The organism is Streptomyces sp. NBC_01283 (assembly GCF_041435335.1).
Taxonomy (GTDB): Bacteria; Actinomycetota; Actinomycetes; order Streptomycetales; family Streptomycetaceae; genus Streptomyces.
In genome coordinates this window covers 2,513,202-2,532,092 of record NZ_CP108430.1, presented here as the reverse complement: position 1 = coordinate 2,532,092, position 18,891 = coordinate 2,513,202, and the positions used below count along the sequence as shown (strand labels likewise).

Annotated in this window: 15 protein-coding genes; 14 read left to right on the top strand and 1 reads right to left on the bottom strand. The window is 68.3% G+C overall.

Annotated features, from left to right (window positions below; genetic code table 11):
* The first annotated feature begins 190 nt into the window (after positions 1-190).
* The 13 genes from ngcE to OG302_RS11420 all read left to right on the top strand — a co-directional run bounded on the left by ngcE (position 191) and on the right by OG302_RS11420 (position 17,246).
* Positions 191-1,624, top strand: a complete 1,434-nt coding sequence (gene ngcE / locus OG302_RS11480; protein WP_371526706.1) for an N-acetylglucosamine/diacetylchitobiose ABC transporter substrate-binding protein — start codon at positions 191-193, stop codon at positions 1,622-1,624.
* Between the two features lie 58 nt (positions 1,625-1,682).
* On the top strand, positions 1,683-2,732 hold the full coding sequence (locus OG302_RS11475) for a carbohydrate ABC transporter permease (protein WP_371526705.1): 1,050 nt from the start codon (positions 1,683-1,685) through the stop codon (positions 2,730-2,732).
* A 21-nt stretch (positions 2,733-2,753) separates the two neighbouring features.
* Positions 2,754-3,647, top strand: a complete 894-nt coding sequence (locus OG302_RS11470) for a carbohydrate ABC transporter permease (RefSeq protein ID WP_371526704.1) — start codon at positions 2,754-2,756, stop codon at positions 3,645-3,647.
* A gap of 150 nt (positions 3,648-3,797) precedes the next feature.
* Positions 3,798-5,060 carry an ABC transporter substrate-binding protein gene (locus OG302_RS11465; protein ID WP_371526703.1) on the top strand — a complete coding sequence of 421 codons (1,263 nt, stop codon included), beginning with the start codon at positions 3,798-3,800 and terminating at the stop codon, positions 5,058-5,060.
* A gap of 75 nt (positions 5,061-5,135) precedes the next feature.
* Positions 5,136-6,050, top strand: coding sequence for a carbohydrate ABC transporter permease (locus OG302_RS11460; protein ID WP_371750095.1), 915 nt, complete (start codon positions 5,136-5,138; stop codon positions 6,048-6,050).
* Positions 6,050-6,934: a carbohydrate ABC transporter permease gene (locus tag OG302_RS11455; RefSeq protein WP_371526702.1), complete on the top strand. Its 885-nt coding sequence runs from the start codon at positions 6,050-6,052 to the stop codon at positions 6,932-6,934. Before OG302_RS11460 ends, OG302_RS11455 begins: the two co-directional genes overlap by 1 nt.
* Positions 6,935-7,133: 199 nt before the next feature.
* Positions 7,134-8,333 carry an ROK family transcriptional regulator gene (locus tag OG302_RS11450; RefSeq protein ID WP_371526701.1) on the top strand — a complete coding sequence of 400 codons (1,200 nt, stop codon included), beginning with the start codon at positions 7,134-7,136 and terminating at the stop codon, positions 8,331-8,333.
* A 120-nt stretch (positions 8,334-8,453) separates the two neighbouring features.
* Positions 8,454-9,572 (top strand): sugar ABC transporter substrate-binding protein, encoded by a 1,119-nt coding sequence (locus OG302_RS11445; protein WP_371526700.1) that lies wholly within the window; start codon positions 8,454-8,456, stop codon positions 9,570-9,572.
* Between the two features lie 193 nt (positions 9,573-9,765).
* On the top strand, positions 9,766-10,554 hold the full coding sequence (locus tag OG302_RS11440; RefSeq protein WP_361842598.1) for an ATP-binding cassette domain-containing protein: 789 nt from the start codon (positions 9,766-9,768) through the stop codon (positions 10,552-10,554).
* On the top strand, positions 10,551-11,840 hold the full coding sequence (locus OG302_RS11435; RefSeq protein ID WP_371526699.1) for a sugar ABC transporter permease: 1,290 nt from the start codon (positions 10,551-10,553) through the stop codon (positions 11,838-11,840). The genes OG302_RS11440 and OG302_RS11435 overlap by 4 nt, the downstream gene beginning before the upstream one ends.
* 200 nt (positions 11,841-12,040) lie before the next feature.
* A complete protein-coding gene (gene dxs, locus OG302_RS11430; protein WP_371526698.1) occupies positions 12,041-14,011 on the top strand; it encodes a 1-deoxy-D-xylulose-5-phosphate synthase in 1,971 nt (656 codons plus the stop codon).
* 145 nt (positions 14,012-14,156) lie between these two features.
* Entirely contained in the window at positions 14,157-15,659 is a 1,503-nt protein-coding gene (locus OG302_RS11425; RefSeq protein WP_371526697.1) for an amino acid permease, read from the top strand.
* Positions 15,660-15,743: 84 nt separating this feature from the next.
* Positions 15,744-17,246 (top strand): ArnT family glycosyltransferase, encoded by a 1,503-nt coding sequence (locus tag OG302_RS11420; RefSeq protein ID WP_371526696.1) that lies wholly within the window; start codon positions 15,744-15,746, stop codon positions 17,244-17,246.
* Here OG302_RS11420 and OG302_RS11415 read toward each other — a convergent pair.
* Positions 17,201-17,608: an NTP pyrophosphohydrolase gene (locus OG302_RS11415; protein ID WP_371526695.1), complete on the bottom strand. Its 408-nt coding sequence runs from the start codon at positions 17,606-17,608 to the stop codon at positions 17,201-17,203. The two genes, OG302_RS11420 and OG302_RS11415, sit on opposite strands and share 46 nt — an antisense overlap.
* 79 nt (positions 17,609-17,687) lie before the next feature.
* Between OG302_RS11415 and OG302_RS11410 the strand changes: the two genes are divergently transcribed.
* Positions 17,688-18,809: a hypothetical protein gene (locus OG302_RS11410; protein ID WP_371526694.1), complete on the top strand. Its 1,122-nt coding sequence runs from the start codon at positions 17,688-17,690 to the stop codon at positions 18,807-18,809.
* The last annotated feature ends 82 nt before the right edge of the window (positions 18,810-18,891 follow it).

Sequence of the window (18,891 nt, the reverse complement as noted above, 5' to 3'; positions counted from 1 at the left end):
GCTCTGTCGCCGAGAAGTGGACTATACCTATCGGCACCCTGAGTGGCGGGTGCGAGCCCTTGCCATGTAGTTGTCGCACTAACGCACCACCGAAGCTTCAACTGACCCGCGGTGTCGGGCCCTTCGCCACTGGCGAGCTGTCGGGAGCCCCGTACGCCGCCTGAGTCCTGGAGAAGGCGAGGACTTGAGCATGGGATCCACCAGCATCAACCGTCGTGACGTGATGAAGAGGGCGGCGGCCACCAGCCTTCTCGCGGTGCCGGCCATGGGCGTCCTGAGCTCCTGCGCGAGCGGGGGCGGGGACGAGAACAAGGCGGAGAAGGGCGAGAAGTCCAAGAAGAATCCGCTCGGCGTGAAGACGGACGCCGGTCTCGGGGTCTACATCTTCAACGGTGGATACGGCGACAAGTACGCCCAGTTCGTCACCGACATGTACAAGGAGAAGTACCCCAAGTCGGACGCGAGCCAGAAGGCCACGACGAAGATCGCCACGCAGCTCCAGCCGAAGATCGTCCGCGGCAAGCCGACGGCCGACGTGGTCAACAACTCCGGCGCCGACCAGATGAACATCGGCAAGCTGGTGCACAACAAGCAGGTCGCCGACCTCAGCGAGCTGCTGAGCGCCCCCTCCTGGGACGACCCGAGCGTGACGGTGCGCGAGACCCTCGTACCGGTGGTCGAGCAGATGGGCACCTTCGGCAGCAAGGAGGTCTACCAGCTCAACATCGCCCTGACGGTGTACGGCAACTGGTACTCCAAGAAGCTGCTCGAGCAGGGCCTCGACACCGAGTACCCCAAGACCTGGGACGAGATGCTCGCGGTCTGCAAGAAGGCCAAGGCCAAGGGCATCCACGGCTGGAGCTACCCGGGCGGCCACCCCCGCTACGTGTTCTTCAGCATGTACGCGATGTTCGCCCAGCGCGGCGGGCGCGACGTCACCGACGCCATGGACTACCTGGAGCCGGACGCCTGGAAGAACGACGCGGTCAAGGACGTCTTCGAGGCGTGGGAGGAGCTCGTCGCCAAGAAGTACGTGCTGACCGGCTTCGACGGCACCGAGGCGCACACGGAGATGCAGACCGCCTGGACCAAGGGCGGCAAGTGCGTCTTCGTGCCCAACGGCTCCTGGGTGGAGAACGAGGCCAAGGACACCACGCCGAAGGACTTCGAGATGACGGTGGGGGCGACCCCCTCCCTCGACTCCGGCGACAAGCTGCCCTTCGGCACGCTCTACGCCCCCGCCGGTGAGCCGTTCATCGTCCCCGCCAAGGCCCAGAACGTGCAGGGCGGCATGGAATGGCTGCGGATGATGTACAGCAAGGAAGCCGCCCTGAACCTGTTCAAGGACGTCGGCTCGATGCCCGTGGTCAAGGGCGCCATCGACGGCGAGAAGCTCCCGTCCGGCACGGCGAGCGCACAGGCCGCCATCAAGGCCGCCGGGTCCAACATCGTCATCCCGAAGTTCTTCGACTGGTACAACGAGCTGTTCCGCGAGGACTTCAACAACATGATCGCCAAGTTCATGCTGGGCCAGATCGGCACCAAGCAGGCGATGGAGACCATGCAGAAGGCGTCGGACCGGATCAAGAACGACCCCGACATCACCAAGATCAAGAAGTCCTGACCGGCACCGGCAGCGGGACCGAGAACTCAGGCATGTGAGCGAGGCGGGGCGGAGCAGCATGACGACGGACACCCGGGTGGACAGTTCCCCACCCCCGAAGAAGACGACGGAACGGACGCCCGGCGGCAAACCGGCGAACCGGCTGTTGTTCCTCCTGGCGGTCCTGCTGCCGCCCCGCTTCACCCCGGAGAGCGTGCGCTACGACCGGCGCTACCGGACGCTGGACAAGTACCGGTTCATCGCGGGCTTCCTCGCGCTGCCGCTCGCGTTCTACGCCCTGTTCGTCATCTCACCCTTCGTCCAGGCGATCTACTACTCGTTCACCGACTGGTCGGGCGGGCCGGTGGCGAACTTCATCGGGTTCGACAACTTCACGAAGATGTGGAACGACGAGCGCTTCTGGGACTCCTTGCAGGTGAGCGTCACCCTGGCGGTCGTCGCCCCGGTGGTCACGCTCGTGCTCGGCATGTTCTTCGCGTACATGATCACGTCGGGCGGACGGCACCGTAAGGGCCAGGCCATCGCCGGCGTCGCGGGCTCGTCGTTCTACAAGGTCGTCTACTTCTTCCCCCAGGTCCTGTCCGTCGCGATCATCGCCGTCGTCTGGGGCCGCGTCTTCAACACCAACAGCGGCCTGATCAACGGCGGGCTCGACAAGGTGGGCATCGCGGGCCCGGCCTGGCTGGGCGGTGACCGCTCGCTCGCCCTCATCGCGGTGCTCGTCGTGCTCTCCTGGAGCTTCGTCGGCTTCTACGTGGTCCTGTTCTCCGCCGCGATGGGCGCGATCCCCAAGGACATCTACGAGGCCGCGCTGCTCGACGGCGCGGGCCGGGGGCGGACCTTCTTCAGCGTGACGCTCCCGCTGATCTGGGACACCGTGCGGACCGGCTGGATCTACATGGGCATCCAGGCCCTCGACTCGTTCGCGATCGTGCTGGTCATGGTGCCCGAGCACGTCCTGAAGGTGACCCCGGTCTTCCTCTACGAACGATTCCGTGACGGTCAATACGGCTATGCCACGTCCATCGGTGTCGTCCTCCTCGTCCTCAGCATGGCGTTCTCGCTGATCGTCATGAGGATCGGGAATCGCGACCGGATCGAATACTGAGACCGCGGGAGCCACTGCATCATGACCACGACCACCGCGCCCCGCACCGATGCCGCCAAGGAGCCCCGCCGTGGGACCGGTGAGGCGGGCGGCACGACGCTGAACGTCTTCTCGCACGCCTTCCTCGTCCTGTGGGTGATCCTCGCCGCGGGCCCCCTCGTCTGGGTCGCGCTCACCGCGCTGCGTCCCTCGGTCGAGATCCTCAGCGATCCGATGGGCTGGCCGACGTCCTTCCACTGGGAGAACTTCGCCCACGCGTGGACCACGGCCAACATCGGGCAGTACGCCCTCAACTCACTGATCATCCTGGCCGGTTCACTGACCGGGACGATGCTCCTGGGCTCGATGGCGGCGTATGTGATCGCCCGCTTCACCTTTCCGGGCAACCGGCTGATCTTCATGCTCTTCGCGGGCGGGATGATGTTCCCGGTCATCCTCGCCCTCGTCCCGCTCTTCGCGGTCATGGAGAACTTCGGTCTCCTGGACACCCGGCCGGGCCTGATGATCGCCTACATCGCGTACTCGCTGCCCTTCACCGTCTTCTTCCTGACCTCCTTCTTCCGGACGCTGCCCACCGGCGTCCAGGAGGCGGCGATGGTCGACGGGGCCTCGCACACGCGCACGTTCTTCCAGATCATGCTGCCGATGGCCAAGCCCGGCCTGGTGAGCATCGGCATCTTCAACTTCCTCGGCCAGTGGAACCAGTACCTGCTTCCGCTGCTGCTCAACAACGAGGAGGAGAGCAGGTACGTGCTGCCCCAGGGCCTCGCCTCGCTGGCGGTGTCACAGGGCTACCGGGGCGACTGGGGAGCCCTCTTCGCGGGCCTGACGATCGCGATGGTTCCGGTGCTCGTCGTGTACGCGGTCTTCCAGCGGCAGGTGCAGGCGGGGCTCACTGCGGGTGCTCTCAAGTGACCCTGCGCACAGGTGATTTCAGCTTGGCCACGAAAGTGGTCTAGGCCTGTCGCGGCAATTCCGGCCGTGAGTAATGTCGGCCCCACGGCGCCGCGGGGGGAACCTTTTGCCCGCGTTCAAGTCGACACCGATGTCGAAGGGTTGAACAGCATGAGGAATCGATTGATCGCCACCGGTGCGGCAACGCTCGCGATGGCCATGGGACTTTCCGCCTGCGGCGGTGACAGCGACAGCGGTGACGGCAAGACCATCAAGCTCGTCGCCGCCGACTACGGCGACAAGGCCTCCAACGCCTCCAAGAAGTACTGGGACGGCGTGAAGAAGGAGTTCGAGAAGGAGAACAAGGGCTACAAGGTCGACGTCCAGGTCATCAACTGGAACGAGATCGACAAGTCCGTCAAGAACATGATCCAGGCGGGCAACCAGCCCGACCTCCTGCAGACCGGCGGCTACGCCGACAAGGTCGCGGACGACCTGCTCTACAAGGCCGACGAGGTCCTCTCGCCCAAGACGCGGGAGAACCTCATCCCGACCTTCGCCAAGGCCGGCGAGGTCAAGGGCACCCAGTACGGCATCCCGTGGGTCTCCTCCAGCCGCGTCATGTTCTACAACAAGGCCGTCCTGAAGAAGGCGGGCGTGAAGACGCCGCCCAAGACGTGGGACGAGGTCGCCGCCGCGGCGAAGAAGATCAAGTCCTCCAAGGCCGCCGAGACCCCGTACGCCCTGCCGCTCGGCCCCGAGGAGACCCAGGGCGAGACGATGATGTGGGAGCTCGGCAACGGCGGTGGCTACACCGACGCGAGCGGCAAGTACACGCTCGACAGCGCCAAGAACGTCGAGACCTTCGACTGGCTGCAGAAGAACCTGGTCAAGCCCGGCCTCACGTACTCCAACCCGGCCTCCACCGACCGCAAGACGGCCTTCGCCGACTTCGCGGCGGGCAAGGTCGGCATGCTCAACGGCCACCCGAGCCTGATCCAGATGGCCAAGGACGGCAAGGTCGACTACGGCGTCGCGCCGATCCCCGGCAAGGAGGGCCCGCTGCAGTCCACCCTCGGCGTGGCCGACTGGATGATGGCCTTCAAGGACGGCGGCGCGGAGAAGGAGGGCGTGAAGAAGTTCCTGGACTTCACCTACTCCAAGAAGATGCTGCAGTTCGACGAGATGTACAACCTGATGCCCGTCACCCAGGACACCCTGAAGACGATGCAGACCAGCGGCAAGCACAAGGACCTGGAGCCGTTCTTCGCGGTCCTGCCGAACGCCAAGTTCTACCCGCTGGGCGACACCTCGTGGGACGTCATCTCCGCCGAGATGAAGAAGACCGGCGGCAAGGCCGCGAGCGATGACCCCAAGACGGTCCTCGGCGACCTGCAGAAGAAGGCGGAAGCGGCGGCTGCTGAGGCCAAGTAGCAGGCAGACCGCACCAGTTCGCTCCGTACGCAAGGAGACCTTGTGTCACTGAAGGCCCCTCCGCCCCCGGCCGAAATCGGTCGGGGACGGAGCGGGCGCGCACCCAGGCCGGTGAGCCGACGCAGCGGCATCGCCCGACTCGGCCCGTTGCCCTGGATAGCGCCCGTCATTCTGCTGATCCTCGCCGTGGTCATCTGGCCGGTCGTCGAGCTGATCCGCACCTCGTTCCTCAACATCTCCATCGCCGGCATCGTGCGCGGCAGCGCGGGAACCGACAAGTACAAGAAGCTCTTCGAGGAGACCGACTTCGGGTCGGTCCTGCTCTGGACCGTCGTGTGGACCGTCGTCGTCGTGTCCGTGACGATGCTGCTCTCGCTCGCCCTCGCCCAGCTCTTCAACCAGAAGTTCCCCGGCCGCACCGTCACCCGCTGGGCGCTCATCGCGCCCTGGGCGGCATCCGTCCTGATGACCGCCATCGGCTTCAAGTGGATGCTCAACCAGACCGCGGGCGTGCTCAACACGCTGATGCTGGACCTCGGTCTCATCGACAAGTCCAAGGACTGGCTCGGCAAACCGGAGACGGCCTGGCCGTGGATGATGGCCGTCGCGATCTTCGTGTCGCTGCCCTTCACCACGTACACGCTCCTCGCCGGACTCCAGACCATCCCGCACGAGGTCTACGAGGCGTCGCGGATCGACGGGGCGAGCCCCTGGCAGACGTACCGGCACATCACGGTGCCGATGCTGCGGCCCGCGTTCCTGGTCGGCGTGGTCATCAACCTCATCAACGTCTTCAACTCGTTCCCGATCATCTGGGCCATGACGCAGGGCGGTCCCGGCTATGACACCTCCACGACCATGGTGTTCATGTACAAGCTGAAGGAGACCGACATCGGCGAATCCGCCGCGATGTCCGTGGTCAACTTCGCGATGGTCGTCGTACTCGTGCTGATCTTCCTGAAGGTCAGCCGATGGAACGAGGAGGACTGATGGCCACCGCGACCCAGACCCGCGCGGGGGCACCGAAGAGCCCCGCGCCCCGGCCCACGGCCAAGCGCACGTTCCGGCCGCGCACCCTGGTCATCACCGTGGTCGCCTGGGCGCTCGCGGCGGTCTTCCTGGCTCCGTACCTGGAGATGGTGATCACCGCGCTGCGTCCCAAGGACGAGCTGCGCGACCGGACGTACCTCCCGCAGGACCTGGAGTGGTCGAACTTCATCGAGGTCTGGAAGGAATCCGAGCTCGGCCAGAACCTCCAGGTGACCCTCCTGGTCGCGGGCGGCGCGACGCTCCTGGTGCTCCTGGTCTCGCTGCCCGCCGCGTACTACACGGCGCGCATGCGCTACCGGGGACGCAAGGCCTTCCTGCTGCTCGTCCTGATCACCCAGATGTTCCAGCCCACCGCCCTCCTGGTCGGCCTCTACCGCGAGTTCCACCAGCTGGACATGCTCAACTCGGTCTGGACGCTGATCATCACGAACGCGGCGTTCAACCTCGCGTTCGCGGTGTGGATCCTGACGGCCTACATCAGCTCCATCCCGCCGGAGCTGGAGGAGGCGGCCATGGTGGACGGCACCAGCCGCTTCGGGGCGATGGTGAAGGTGACGCTGCCGCTCGCGCTGCCGGGCGTGGTCACCGCGGTGATCTTCACCTTCATCACCTCCTGGAACGAGTTCGTGATGGGCCTCACGCTCACCACCGAACCCGACAAGCAGCCGCTGACCGTCGGCATCAACAACTTCATCGGCGCATACACCGTGGAGTGGAACTACCTCTTCGCGGCGTCCGTGGTGGCGATCGTGCCGGTCATCGTGCTGTTCGCCTTCATCGAGCGGCACGTGGTCTCGGGTCTCACCGCGGGATCGGTCAAGTAACGGATCGGCCCTCTCAGGCCGGGTCTGGGTGGTTTGGGGTGCATCCTCGCCACTTGGACCCGGCCTGTCCTGCTGTTCCGGAGTGCCGATTTGGGTCAAGGACTTGACTGCGCCAACCCGTTCAGCAGAGCTTGGAGTTCACAACTTGTACGGGCAGCGAAGTCGCTGTGACGTCATACGGAAAAGGGTGGCTGAGTCAATGGAGACTCCGGGGTCGCAGTCGTCGCTGCACCGGGCCAATCTCGAGCGGGTCGTACGTGCCGTACGGCTCGCCGGGTCGCTCACTCAGGCGGAGATCGCCAGGACGACAGGTCTGTCCGCGGCCACGGTCTCCAACATCGTCCGGGAGCTCAAGGACGGCGGAACGGTCGAGGTCACGCCCACCTCGGCAGGTGGCCGCAGGGCCCGCAGCGTCGCGCTCAGCGGCGACGCGGGCATCGTCATCGGCGTGGACTTCGGCCATACGCACCTGCGCGTGGCCGTCGGCAACCTCGCCCACCAGGTGCTCGCCGAAGAGGCCGAGCCGCTGGACGTGGACGCGTCGGCCGCGCAGGGCTTCGACCGCGCCGAGCAGCTGGTCAGCAGGCTGATCGCGGCGACCGGCGTGGACCGCGCGAAGATCGCGGGCATCGGCCTCGGCGTGCCCGGACCCATCGACGTGGAGTCCGGGACGCTCGGCTCGACCTCGATCCTGCCGGGCTGGACGGGCACGAAGCCCGCCGAGGAGCTCAAGGACCGCCTCGGGGTCCCCGTGCACGTCGACAACGACGCCAACCTCGGTGCGCTCGGCGAGCTGGTCTGGGGGAGCGGCCGCGGGGTCAAGGACCTCGCGTACATCAAGGTCGCGAGCGGTGTCGGCGCCGGTCTGGTGATCAGCGGGCGGATCTACCGGGGTCCGGGCGGCACCGCGGGCGAGATCGGCCACATCACCCTGGACGAGTCGGGCCCGGTCTGCCGCTGCGGCAACCGCGGCTGCCTGGAGACCTTCGCGGCGGCCCGCTATGTGCTGCCCCTGCTCCAGTCCAGCCACGGCACCGAGCTGACCATGGAGCGCGTGGTGGGCCTCGCGCGGGACGGCGACCCCGGCTGCCGCCGCGTGATCGCCGACGTCGGCCGGCACATCGGCAGCGGTGTGGCCAACCTCTGCAACCTCCTGAACCCCAGCAGGGTCGTCCTCGGCGGTGACCTCGCGGAGGCCGGTGAGCTGGTCCTGGGGCCCATCAGGGAGTCCGTGGGGCGCTACGCGATCCCCAGCGCGGCCCGTCAGCTCTCCGTGCTTCCAGGGGCCCTCGGGGGCCGCGCGGAGGTGCTCGGGGCACTGGCTCTCGCACTCAGCGAAATGGGCGATTCGACCCTTTTGGACGACTCCCTCCCTGCGACCGCACCTGCCTTCACTTAGATAACGCATGGCACCGTTGTCATCTCGTTAAGGATTTACTCCTTGACGCTGGTGTGGCGGCCGAGTTGACTTCGAGCCACCTCGGCCGCAACGACGCGGCCACGTCAGGGAGGTTCCCGAATGAACACGCGTATGCGTCGTGCCGCCGTTGCCGTTGCCGCCACCACCATGGCCGTCACCCTTGCTGCCTGTGGCAGCGCCAAGGAGTCCGGCGGTGACAAGGATGAAGCCGGCTCGGGCTCGAAGAAGGGCGACGCGCTGAACATAGGTCTGCTCCTGCCGGAGAACGAGACCGCGCGTTACGAGAAGTTCGACAAGCCGCTGATCGAGAAGCACGTCAAGGAGCTGACGAACGGCAAGGGCAAGATCACCTACGCCAATGCCAAGCAGGACGCCTCCACGCAGAACCAGCAGGCCGACACGATGATCACCAACAAGGTGGACGTGTTGATCGTGGACGCCGTCGACTCCAAGGCGATCGCCGGTTCGGTCAAGAAGGCCAAGGAGGCGAACATCCCGGTCGTCGCGTACGACCGTCTCGCCGAAGGCCCGATCGACGCCTACACCTCCTTCGACAACGAAGAGGTCGGCCACGTCCAGGGCAAGGCCCTCCTCGAGGAGATGGGCGACAAGGCCAAGGACGGTGAGATCGTGATGATGAACGGCGCGATCACCGACCCGAACGCCAAGCTCTTCAAGAAGGGCGCCGAGGCCGAGCTCAAGGGCAAGGTCAAGATCGGCAAGTCGTACGACACCAAGGAGTGGAAGGCGGTCAACGCCAACGCCAACATGGAGGGCGCGATCTCGGCGATCGGCAAGGACAAGATCGTCGGCGTCTACTCCGCGAACGACGGCATGGCGGGCGGCATCATCACCGCCCTCAAGGCCGCCGGCCTCTCCAAGCTCCCGCCGGTCACCGGCCAGGACGCCGAACTCGCCGGTGTGCAGCGCATCGTCGCGGGCGAGCAGTTCATGAGCGTCTACAAGTCCTACCCGCAGGAGGCGGAGGTCGCCGCGAAGATGGCCGTCGCGCTCGGCAAGGGCGAGAAGCTCGACTCGATCGCCAAGACGACCGTCGACAGCCCCACCGCCAAGGACGTCCCCACCGTTCTCGTCCCGGTCGTCTCGCTGACCGACAAGAACATCAAGGAGACCGTCATCAAGGACGGCATCTACTCCGTCGACGAGATCTGCACGGCCAAGTACAAGGCCGACTGCGGCAAGGTCGGCCTGAAGTAAGTCCCCCCAGCAGCCCGGGACTTCACCACCATTGAGGCCTGTCCGGCGCCCCGTTCCAACAGCCCCGCAGCTCTAGGCGGGGCGCCGGACAGAAACGCGCTCCGGTCACCCGCGGCTCGTTTCGTTCCTTTCGTTCTTCTCGTTCTTCTCGTTCTCTTCTGTTCAACCTCCCGCCGGTCAGGCGGCGAAGGAGATGGTTCACGTGTCCGCTACGCCCGTGTTGGCGTTGCGCGGGGTCTCCAAGCGATTCGGTGCCGTCCAGGCGCTCACCGACGTCGAGCTTGAGGTCCACGCCGGTGAGGTGGTCGCCCTGGTCGGCGACAACGGCGCAGGAAAGTCCACGCTGGTCAAGACGATCGCCGGCGTGCATCCCATCGATGACGGCGTCATCGAGTGGGAGAGCAAGGCCGTCCAGATCAACAAGCCGCACGACGCCCAGAACCTGGGCATCGCGACGGTTTACCAGGACCTCTCGCTGTGCGACAACATCGACGTCGTCGGCAACCTCTTCCTCGGGCGTGAGCTGCGCAAGCGCGGTGTGCTCAACGAGGTCGAGATGGAGCGCCGCGCCCGCGAGCTCCTCACCACGCTGTCGATCCGCATACCCAGCGTCCGCATCCCGATCGCCTCGCTCTCCGGCGGTCAGCGCCAGACGGTGGCGATCGCCCGCTCGATGCTCGGCGAGCCCAAGCTCGTCATCCTCGACGAGCCCACCGCCGCCCTCGGCGTCGAGCAGACCGCGCAGGTCCTCGACCTGGTGGAGCGGCTGCGCGAGCGTGGCCACGCGGTCATTCTCATCAGCCACAACATGGCGGACGTCAAGGCCGTCGCGGACAAGGTGGCGGTGCTCCGGCTCGGCCGGAACAACGGGATCTTCGACGTGAAGACCACCTCGCAGGAAGAGATCATCTCCGCGATCACGGGTGCCACGGAAAACGCCGTGACCCGTCGCGCGGCGCGCAACGTGGAGGTCCAGAAGTGAGCATCGAGAAGACCTCCACGCCAGGCGACGCACCCGTCGACGCCCCGCCGGCCGCGGCCGACGCCGTCACCGCGGTGGACCCCCGCCTGCTCGTGCGCGAGCAGGGTTTCGCGGGCTACATCACCGAGTTCAAGCGCAAGATACGCGCCGGTGACCTGGGTTCCATCCCGGTCATCGCGGGCCTCATCATCATCTGGGCGATCTTCGCCAGCATGAACTCGCGCTTCATGACCGCGGAGAACCTCAGCAACATCTCCGTCGCCATGGTCGGCACCGGCCTGATCGCGGTCGGCATCGTCTTCGTGCTGCTGCTCGGCGAGATCGACCTGTCGGTCGGCTCGGTCAGCGGTGTCTCGGGCGCGGTCGCCGCCGTGCTCGCCGTCACGCACGGCGCCCCCGAGTGGGTCGCGCTGATCGTCGCCATCCTCACCGGCACCGTGATCGGCACCATCCACGGCTTCTTCTTCGCGCGCATCGGCGCCCCGGCGTTCGCCGTCACCCTGGCAGGCCTGCTGTTCTGGCAGGGCTTCATGCTGCAGATCCTGGGTGACAACGGCACCATCAACCTGGACTCCGAAGGCCTGATCGCCAAGCTGACCTCGTACTACTTCACAGACGTCGCCGCCGCCTACGGCCTCGCGGTCGTCGCCGTCGCGGCCTTCTTCCTCTCCGCCTTCCTGGACAGCCGCCGCCGCGAAGCGGCCGGCGTCCCGTCCAGGCCGCTGAGCGAGATCATCGTGCGCACGGTGGCCCTGGCCGTCGTGGCCTTCGCCGCGGCGATCATGTTCAACCAGTACAAGGGCCTGCCGCTGGCCCTGGTGATCTTCCTGGTGGTCCTGGTCGGCACCGACTTCGTGCTGCGCCGCACCACCTACGGCCGCAAGGTCTTCGCCCTCGGCGGCAGCGTCGAGGCGTCCCGCCGCGCGGGCATCAACGTCACCCTGGTCCGTACGTCGGTCTACGCGATCGCCGGTACGTTCGCGGCGACCGGCGGTCTCTTCATGGCCTCCAAGATCGCCGCCGCCAACCAGGGCGCCGGCACCGGTGACCTCCTGATGAATGCCATCGCGGCGGCCGTCATCGGCGGCACCAGCCTCTTCGGCGGCCGGGGCCGCACCTGGAACGCCCTCCTGGGCGTCATGGTGATCACCTCGATCCAGTACGGCCTGGCGCTCGAAGGAATCGCGACTCCGGTCCAGTACATGATCACCGGTGGCGTACTGCTCGCCACGGTCGTGATCGACTCCATCACCCGCAAGACCCAGAAGACGGCAGGCCGCGCCTGACCTGCCAGAACCCGGTACAGAGCTGCCCGGCACCGCAATGAAGCGGTGCCGGGCAGCTCTCTGTGTCCCGCCGGGGTACCGCCGATCGCGTGATGGGGAACTCCCGGCCCGGACGTCACCTTCGGCGGCGGAACATTAGACTCAACAGGCCCGGCAACATCCGGTCAACGCTCGAACAGCTCTACTGCAAGGAGGCACGGGTGCCGCTGCTGACCCGCATCAGGGGACCGCGCGATCTGGACCGGCTCAGCCCGGAGGAGCTGAACCAGCTGGCCGGCGAGATCCGCGCCTTCCTCGTCGACGCAGTCTCCAAGACAGGCGGCCACCTCGGCCCCAACCTCGGCGTGGTCGAGCTCACGATCGCCATGCACCGCGTCTTCGATTCGCCCCGCGACAAGGTGCTCTTCGACACCGGCCACCAGAGCTACGTGCACAAGCTGCTCACCGGCCGCCAGGACTTCGGCAAGCTGCGCACCAAGGGCGGCCTCTCCGGCTACCCCTCGCGCGCCGAGTCCGACCACGACGTGATCGAGAACTCGCACGCCTCGACGGTCCTCGGCTGGGCCGACGGCCTCGCCAAGGCCAACGAGGTGCGGGGCAAGGACGACCACGTCGTCGCCGTCATCGGCGACGGCGCGCTCACCGGCGGCATGGCCTGGGAGGCGCTGAACAACATCGCCGCCGCCAAGGACCGCCCCCTGGTGATCGTCGTCAACGACAACGAGCGTTCGTACGCCCCCACCATCGGCGGCCTCGCGAACCACCTGGCGACCCTGCGCACCACGGACGGCTACGAGCGCTTCCTGGCCCGCGGCAAGGACTTCCTGGAGCGCACCCCGGTCGTCGGCAAGCCCCTCTACGAGACGCTGCACGGCGCGAAGAAGGGCCTGAAGGACTTCATCGCCCCGCAGGGCATGTTCGAGGACCTCGGCCTGAAGTACGTCGGCCCGATCGACGGCCACGACATCGAGGCCCTGGAGTCCGCCCTGGTGCGCGCCAAGCGCTTCGGCGGCCCGGTCATCGTGCACTGCATCACCGAGAAGGGCCGCGGCTACAAGCCCGCCCTGGAGGACGAGGCCGACCACTTCCACGCCGTCGGCGTCATCCACCCCGACACGGGCCTGCCCATCGCCGCCTCCGGCATGGACTGGACGTCCGTCTTCGGCGAGGAGATGGTCAAGCTCGGCCGGGAGCGCGAGGACATCGTCGCGATCACCGCCGCCATGCTCCAGCCGGTGGGCCTGAAGAAGTTCGCCGAGGAGTTCCCCGACCGGGTCTACGACGTGGGCATCGCCGAGCAGCACGCGGCCGTCTCCGCGGCGGGCCTGGCAAGCGGTGGCCTGCACCCCGTCTTCGCGGTGTACGCGACGTTCCTCAACCGCGCCTTCGACCAGCTCCTGATGGACGTGGCCCTGCACAAGTGCGGCGTCACCTTCGTTCTGGACCGGGCGGGCGTCACCGGCACGGACGGCGCCTCGCACAACGGCATGTGGGACATGTCGATCCTGCAGTGCGTGCCGACCCTGCGGATCGCCGCCCCGCGCGACGCCGACCAGGTCCGCCTCCAGCTGCGCGAGGCCGTCGAGGTGGACGACGCCCCGACCGTCGTGCGCTACTCGAAGGGCGCGGTCGGCCCGGCGGTCAAGGCCGTCGGCAAGGTCGGCGGCATGGACGTCCTGCGCAAGGCGGGCACCAGCCGGCCCGACGTTCTCCTGGTCTCCGTGGGCGCGCTCGCCCCCATGTGCCTGGAGATCGCGGACCTCCTGAACAAGCAGGGCATCACGACGACGGTCGTCGACCCGCGCTGGGTCAAGCCCGTCGACGAGGCGCTCGCCCCGCTCGCCGAGCAGCACCGCGTGGTCGTCACCGTCGAGGACAACTCCCGCGCGGGCGGCGTCGGTTCGGCCATCGCCCAGGCCCTGCGTGACGCGGGCGTCGACGTACCGCTGCGCGACTTCGGCATCCCGCCGCGCTTCCTGGACCACGCGTCGCGCAAGGAGATCATGGCCGAGATCGGCCTGACCGCCCCGGACATCTCCCGCCAGGTGACCGGCCTGGTGGCCAAGCTGGACGGCATCCCCCACTCTCAACTTCGTTCGAGCGGGGGGACCCCCACCGAGCGCACGGCAGCCGTGGACTCGGTCGAGGCGGGGGAGCCCGCTCGCGACTGAGTCAACCTGCTCCGCCGATGGGCCGGTTTCAGCACCCTGTACGGGTGGTGGAACCGGCCCATTCGCGTGAAACTGCCCGTGCCGGGGCTTGCGGGCCATCCCCCGTCTCGATCATGTCCAGGACGACAAGCGTGGAGGTACGTCCGTGGCAAGCAGCCTTTTCAGAACGAAGAGCATCGAGCAGTCCATCCAGGACACCGAGGAGCCCGAGCACGCGCTCAAGAAGTCGCTGTCCGCCCTCGATCTCACGGTCTTCGGCGTCGGCGTCGTCATCGGCACCGGCATCTTCGTGCTGACCGGAGCGGTGGCCAAGGAGACCGCGGGGCCCGCCACCGCTATCGCCTTCGCCGTCGCGGGCGTCGTCTGCGCCCTCGCGGCGCTCTGCTACGCGGAGTTCGCCTCCACCGTGCCGGTGGCCGGATCGGCGTACACCTTCTCGTACGCCTCGCTCGGCGAGCTGCCCGCCTGGACCATCGGCTGGGACCTGGTGCTCGAATTCGCCCTCGGCACCGCGGTGGTCGCCGTCGGCTGGTCCGGCTATGTGCGCTCGCTGATGGACAACGCGGGCTGGAAGCTGCCCGACGCGCTCTCCGGGCCCGATGCCGCCGACGGCTTCAGCTTCGACATCCTCGCCACCGCCCTGGTGCTGGTCCTCACGGTCGTCCTCGTCCTCGGCATGAAGCTGTCCGCCCGCGTCACCACGGTCATCGTCGCCATCAAGGTGGCCGTCGTCCTCATCGTCATCATCGCTGGCGCCTTCTTCATCGACGCCGACAATTACAAGCCGTTCATCCCCAAGGCGCAGGAAGTGACCGCGGGCAACAGCATCGATTCCCCGCTCATCCAGCTGATGTTCGGGTACGCGCCCACCAACTTCGGCGTCCTCGGCATCTTCACGGCCGCCTCCATCGTCTTCTTCGCCTTCATCGGCTTCGACATCGTGGCCACCGCCGCCGAGGAGACCAAGATGCCGCAGCGGGACATGCCGCGCGGCATCCTCGGCTCGCTCCTCATCTGCACGATCCTGTACGTCGCCGTGTCGATCGTCGTCACGGGCATGCAGCACTACAGCGAACTGTCGGTGGACGCCCCGCTCGCCGACGCCTTCAAGGCCACCGGGCACCCCTTCTACGGCGGCATCATCAGCTTCGGCGCCGCCGTCGGCCTCACCACCGTCTGCATGATCCTGCTGCTCGGCCAGACCCGCGTCTTCTTCGCGATGAGCCGCGACGGACTGCTGCCCCGGTTCTTCTCCCACGTCCACCCGAAGTACCGGACGCCGCACCGGCCGACCATCCTGCTCGGCGTCCTCATCGCGATCCTGGCGGGCTTCACCAGCCTCGACGAACTCGCCGAGCTGGTGAACATCGGCACACTCTTCGCCTTCGTCGTGGTCGCCCTGAGCGTCATCATCCTGCGCCGCACCCGCCCGGACCTGCCCCGCGCCTTCCGCACCCCGCTGGTGCCGCTTGTGCCCATCCTCTCGGTGGCGGCCTCGGTGTGGCTGATGCTGAACCTGCCGGCCGAGACCTGGCTGCGGTTCGGCGTCTGGATGCTGATCGGCTTCGTCGTGTACTTCGCCTACGGACGGTCGCACAGCCAGCTCGGCCGGCGGGGCGAGCAGCGCCCGGCCGGTGACGTGCGGTAATCGCGTCGGTCACTTTCCGGCCAATCGTCCGGCCCCGTATGTCCCGATCGGGTAGGGACTGCGGGGCTGGATAGCGTGCTCCCCATGCTCGCCGAGCCCTCCGTCCCACTACGCTCCGTACGCGGGCTCCGGCTGCCGCGCCCGCGTACGGAGCAAGCCCCCGCGCCGTACTGGCCGCGCCTGCTCCCCCTGCTCGCCGTGCTGGCCTGCGTCACCCGGATCCCCTCCTTCCGGTGGCCGCTGTGGAGTCCGGACGAGGGTTATCTCGCCGTCCAGGCAAGGATGCTGGCCGACGGGGGCGAGCTCTACGAAACGGTCGTCGACCGCAAGCCACCGCTCGTCCCCTGGCTGTACGAGGGGGCGTTCGCGCTCTTCGGCGACGCCACCCTGCTCCCGCTGAAGGTGCTCGCGGTGGCGGCCCAGCTCCTGACCGCCGTCCTCCTCGTCCTCATCGCCAGGCGCCGCTGGGGCGACCGCGCGGGCCGCACGGCGGGCGTGCTCTACCTCCTCATCTCGGTCGGCCTGAACCCCGAGGACGCCCAGGCAGCCACCTTCGAGGTCTTCATGCTGCCGTGCACGGCCGCCGCCATCTGGTGCGCGGACCGGCGCCGTTGGGGGTCGGCGGGCGCCGCTGTGGCGTACGCGTTTCTCGCCAAGCAGACCGGGGGAGCGGCCCTGGTGCCGGTGGCGTGGCTGCTGTGGCAGGCAGGCGGCGCGCGAAAAGACGTACTTCGCCTGGGAGTTGGGTTGTGCGGGTCGGTCCTTGCGGCGGCCGTGGTCACGAACCCCGCCGGGTTCCTGTTCTGGACGGTGACGGGATCGGGGGCGTACGCCTCCTTCACCGGCTCCGAACTCCACGTGCTCTTCCGGGGTCTGACGAACACGGCACTCCTCGCGGCGGCCTGCAGCGGGTTCATCCCGCCCGTCGTACGGGTCCTGCGCATCGCCCGCACCGGATCGACGGAGCTGTGGCTCTGGCTCGCCTCATCGGCGGGCGCGGTCCTCGCCGGCTTCCACTTCTTCGGGCACTACTACCTCCAACTGACGCCGCCGCTGGCCCTGCTGGGCACCGCCGCGCTCCAGATCCTGCCCCGGGAGCGCACCCTGACGGCGGTGTCGGTCTCGGCCGGGGCGTGCGCGCTGTTCCTGGCCTGGGGGATGCTGGCGCCGCGCCCCGAGCTGGCGCACGCGGAGCGGATCGCGGGCGAGATCAGGGCCCGCACGTCACCGGGGGAGCGCGTCCTCGTGTGGGGCATACACCCCGAGACGTACTGGCTGGCCGACCGCGCCCCCGCGAGCCGCTATCTCACGGCGGGGCTCCTGACCAACTACAGCGGCGGCCGCGACGGCCCTCAGGTGGGCGAGAAGTACGCCGTGGAGGGCGCCTGGCAGGTCTTCCGCGGCGAACTGGCGGCCGCTCCGCCCGCGCTCGTCGTGGACGACTCCCGGGGCAAGCCCTTCGCGCCGCAGCGGGTGCCCTCCCTGCGGCGGATCCTCGCGGCGGGGTACGAGCGGGTGGGGGTGGTGGACGGCGCGGTGATCTACTCGCGCCCCGACGCGGGCCGGTCCCCCTCGGCCGCGGGCTGACGCACCGCACGCGGGCCCAGGCACTCGGCACCCAGCTCGCCGACGCGGCGGCGCAGCTCCCGGTCGGCGGTGACGACGACGCAGGGGCGTGGTGCCGCATCGGCGATCAGCTCCACGATGCGGTCGTCGCCGCTGCCGGGCGCCGGGACCACGCGTACCCCTTCGACGGACTCCACGCCGCGGGCCGCGCCCTCCACCACGAGGGTGACGTCGAGCGGCCCCGGACGGCCCGGGAGCCCGGCTTCGGCGTACGCGACGAGCCGGTCCCGCAGCCGCTCGGCGGCCCCGTGCCGGTCACGCCACCAGCCGTCGGGGACCGAGCCGACGACGTTCGCCGCGTCCACGACGAGGAGAGTTCTCATGGCGTCACCCTGGCACACCGCAAACGTAGACTGATCGGACCGGAGAAACGCACGCCCACAGGAAGGTCCGCGCCGAGTCATGCCGCAGAGGTCCGCCCCCAGGCCCGAGCGGGACCCCTCCCGCCAGACGGCTGCCGCCGCCGACCACGCGGCGAGCGGCACTCTCGCGACCGGCCGCTGGCTGCTGCGCGGCAAGGACGGCAGGCTCACCGCGTACGCCCGCTCGGCGGACGGCCTGCTGCGCTGGACGGAGACCCGTCCCGGCGGCCCCGACTGGACGGGACCCGACCTCTTCGACGCCCCGCACCTGACCCATCTGACCCTGGCCCAAGGTGCCGACGGGTACGTCCACTTCGTCGCCCTGCGCACACTGCCCAAGGAGGGCGGCGGCACCGAGGTCGACGTCGTGCACGCCGTCCAGTACCAGTCGGGCCGCCCGCTCATGGACTGGCGCTCACTCGGCAACCCGCACACGAAGATGGTCGAGCGTGCCCCGCACCTCGGCGCGCCGACCGCCGCGGTGGACGCCGCGGGCACGGTCCACGTCTTCGTGCGCGACGCGGTGAACAGCGTCCGGCTGCGGCGCGAGGGCAAGGGCGGCAAGTGGGAGGGGTGGAAGGACTTCAAGGTCCGCGAGGTCCTCGACGGCATCACCGCGGTCGCCACCTCCACGGGCCGGGTGGAGGTCTACGGCCCGGCGGAGAACAAGACGCTGCACTGGGCCCAGGAGAAGCAGGGCGGCGAGTTCCAGCGCGCCGGCGACATCCCGCTGCCCCCGGCCGCGGGCTCGGGCACGGCCCTGGAGACGGGCCCCGACCGCCTCACGTTCTACGCGGCCGACGCGCGCGGCAAGGGCGTCCTGGCCCACCGCTGCGACGACGAGGACATGCGGCCCCTCGGCGGGGTCCCGGACCAGGGCCACACGGCAGCCGTCCGCGCGACGATAGAGGGGCACGACTGCACAGTTCTCGCCCACCGCGGCCAGGACGGCCGCCCCGTCATAGCGGCCTACCCCACGGAGGACGAGAAGGCGGGCGTCTGGTGGGCCGAGACGGGAGAACCCTGCCTGGGCTCCCCGGCGTTGGCCCTCGACGCCCGGGGCCGCGTGGTCATGGCGACCATCGGCCTCGACGGCACGCTGCGGCTCGCACGCCAGAAGGCGGAGTCGGGGCTCGCGCTTGGCGCGTGGACGCGCGTGTAGAAACGTGCGCGAAACGGGTGATGCCCGGCAGGCCCACTGGAGGCCGGCCGGGCATCACCCGTATGCGAGGCGTTGCGCGAGG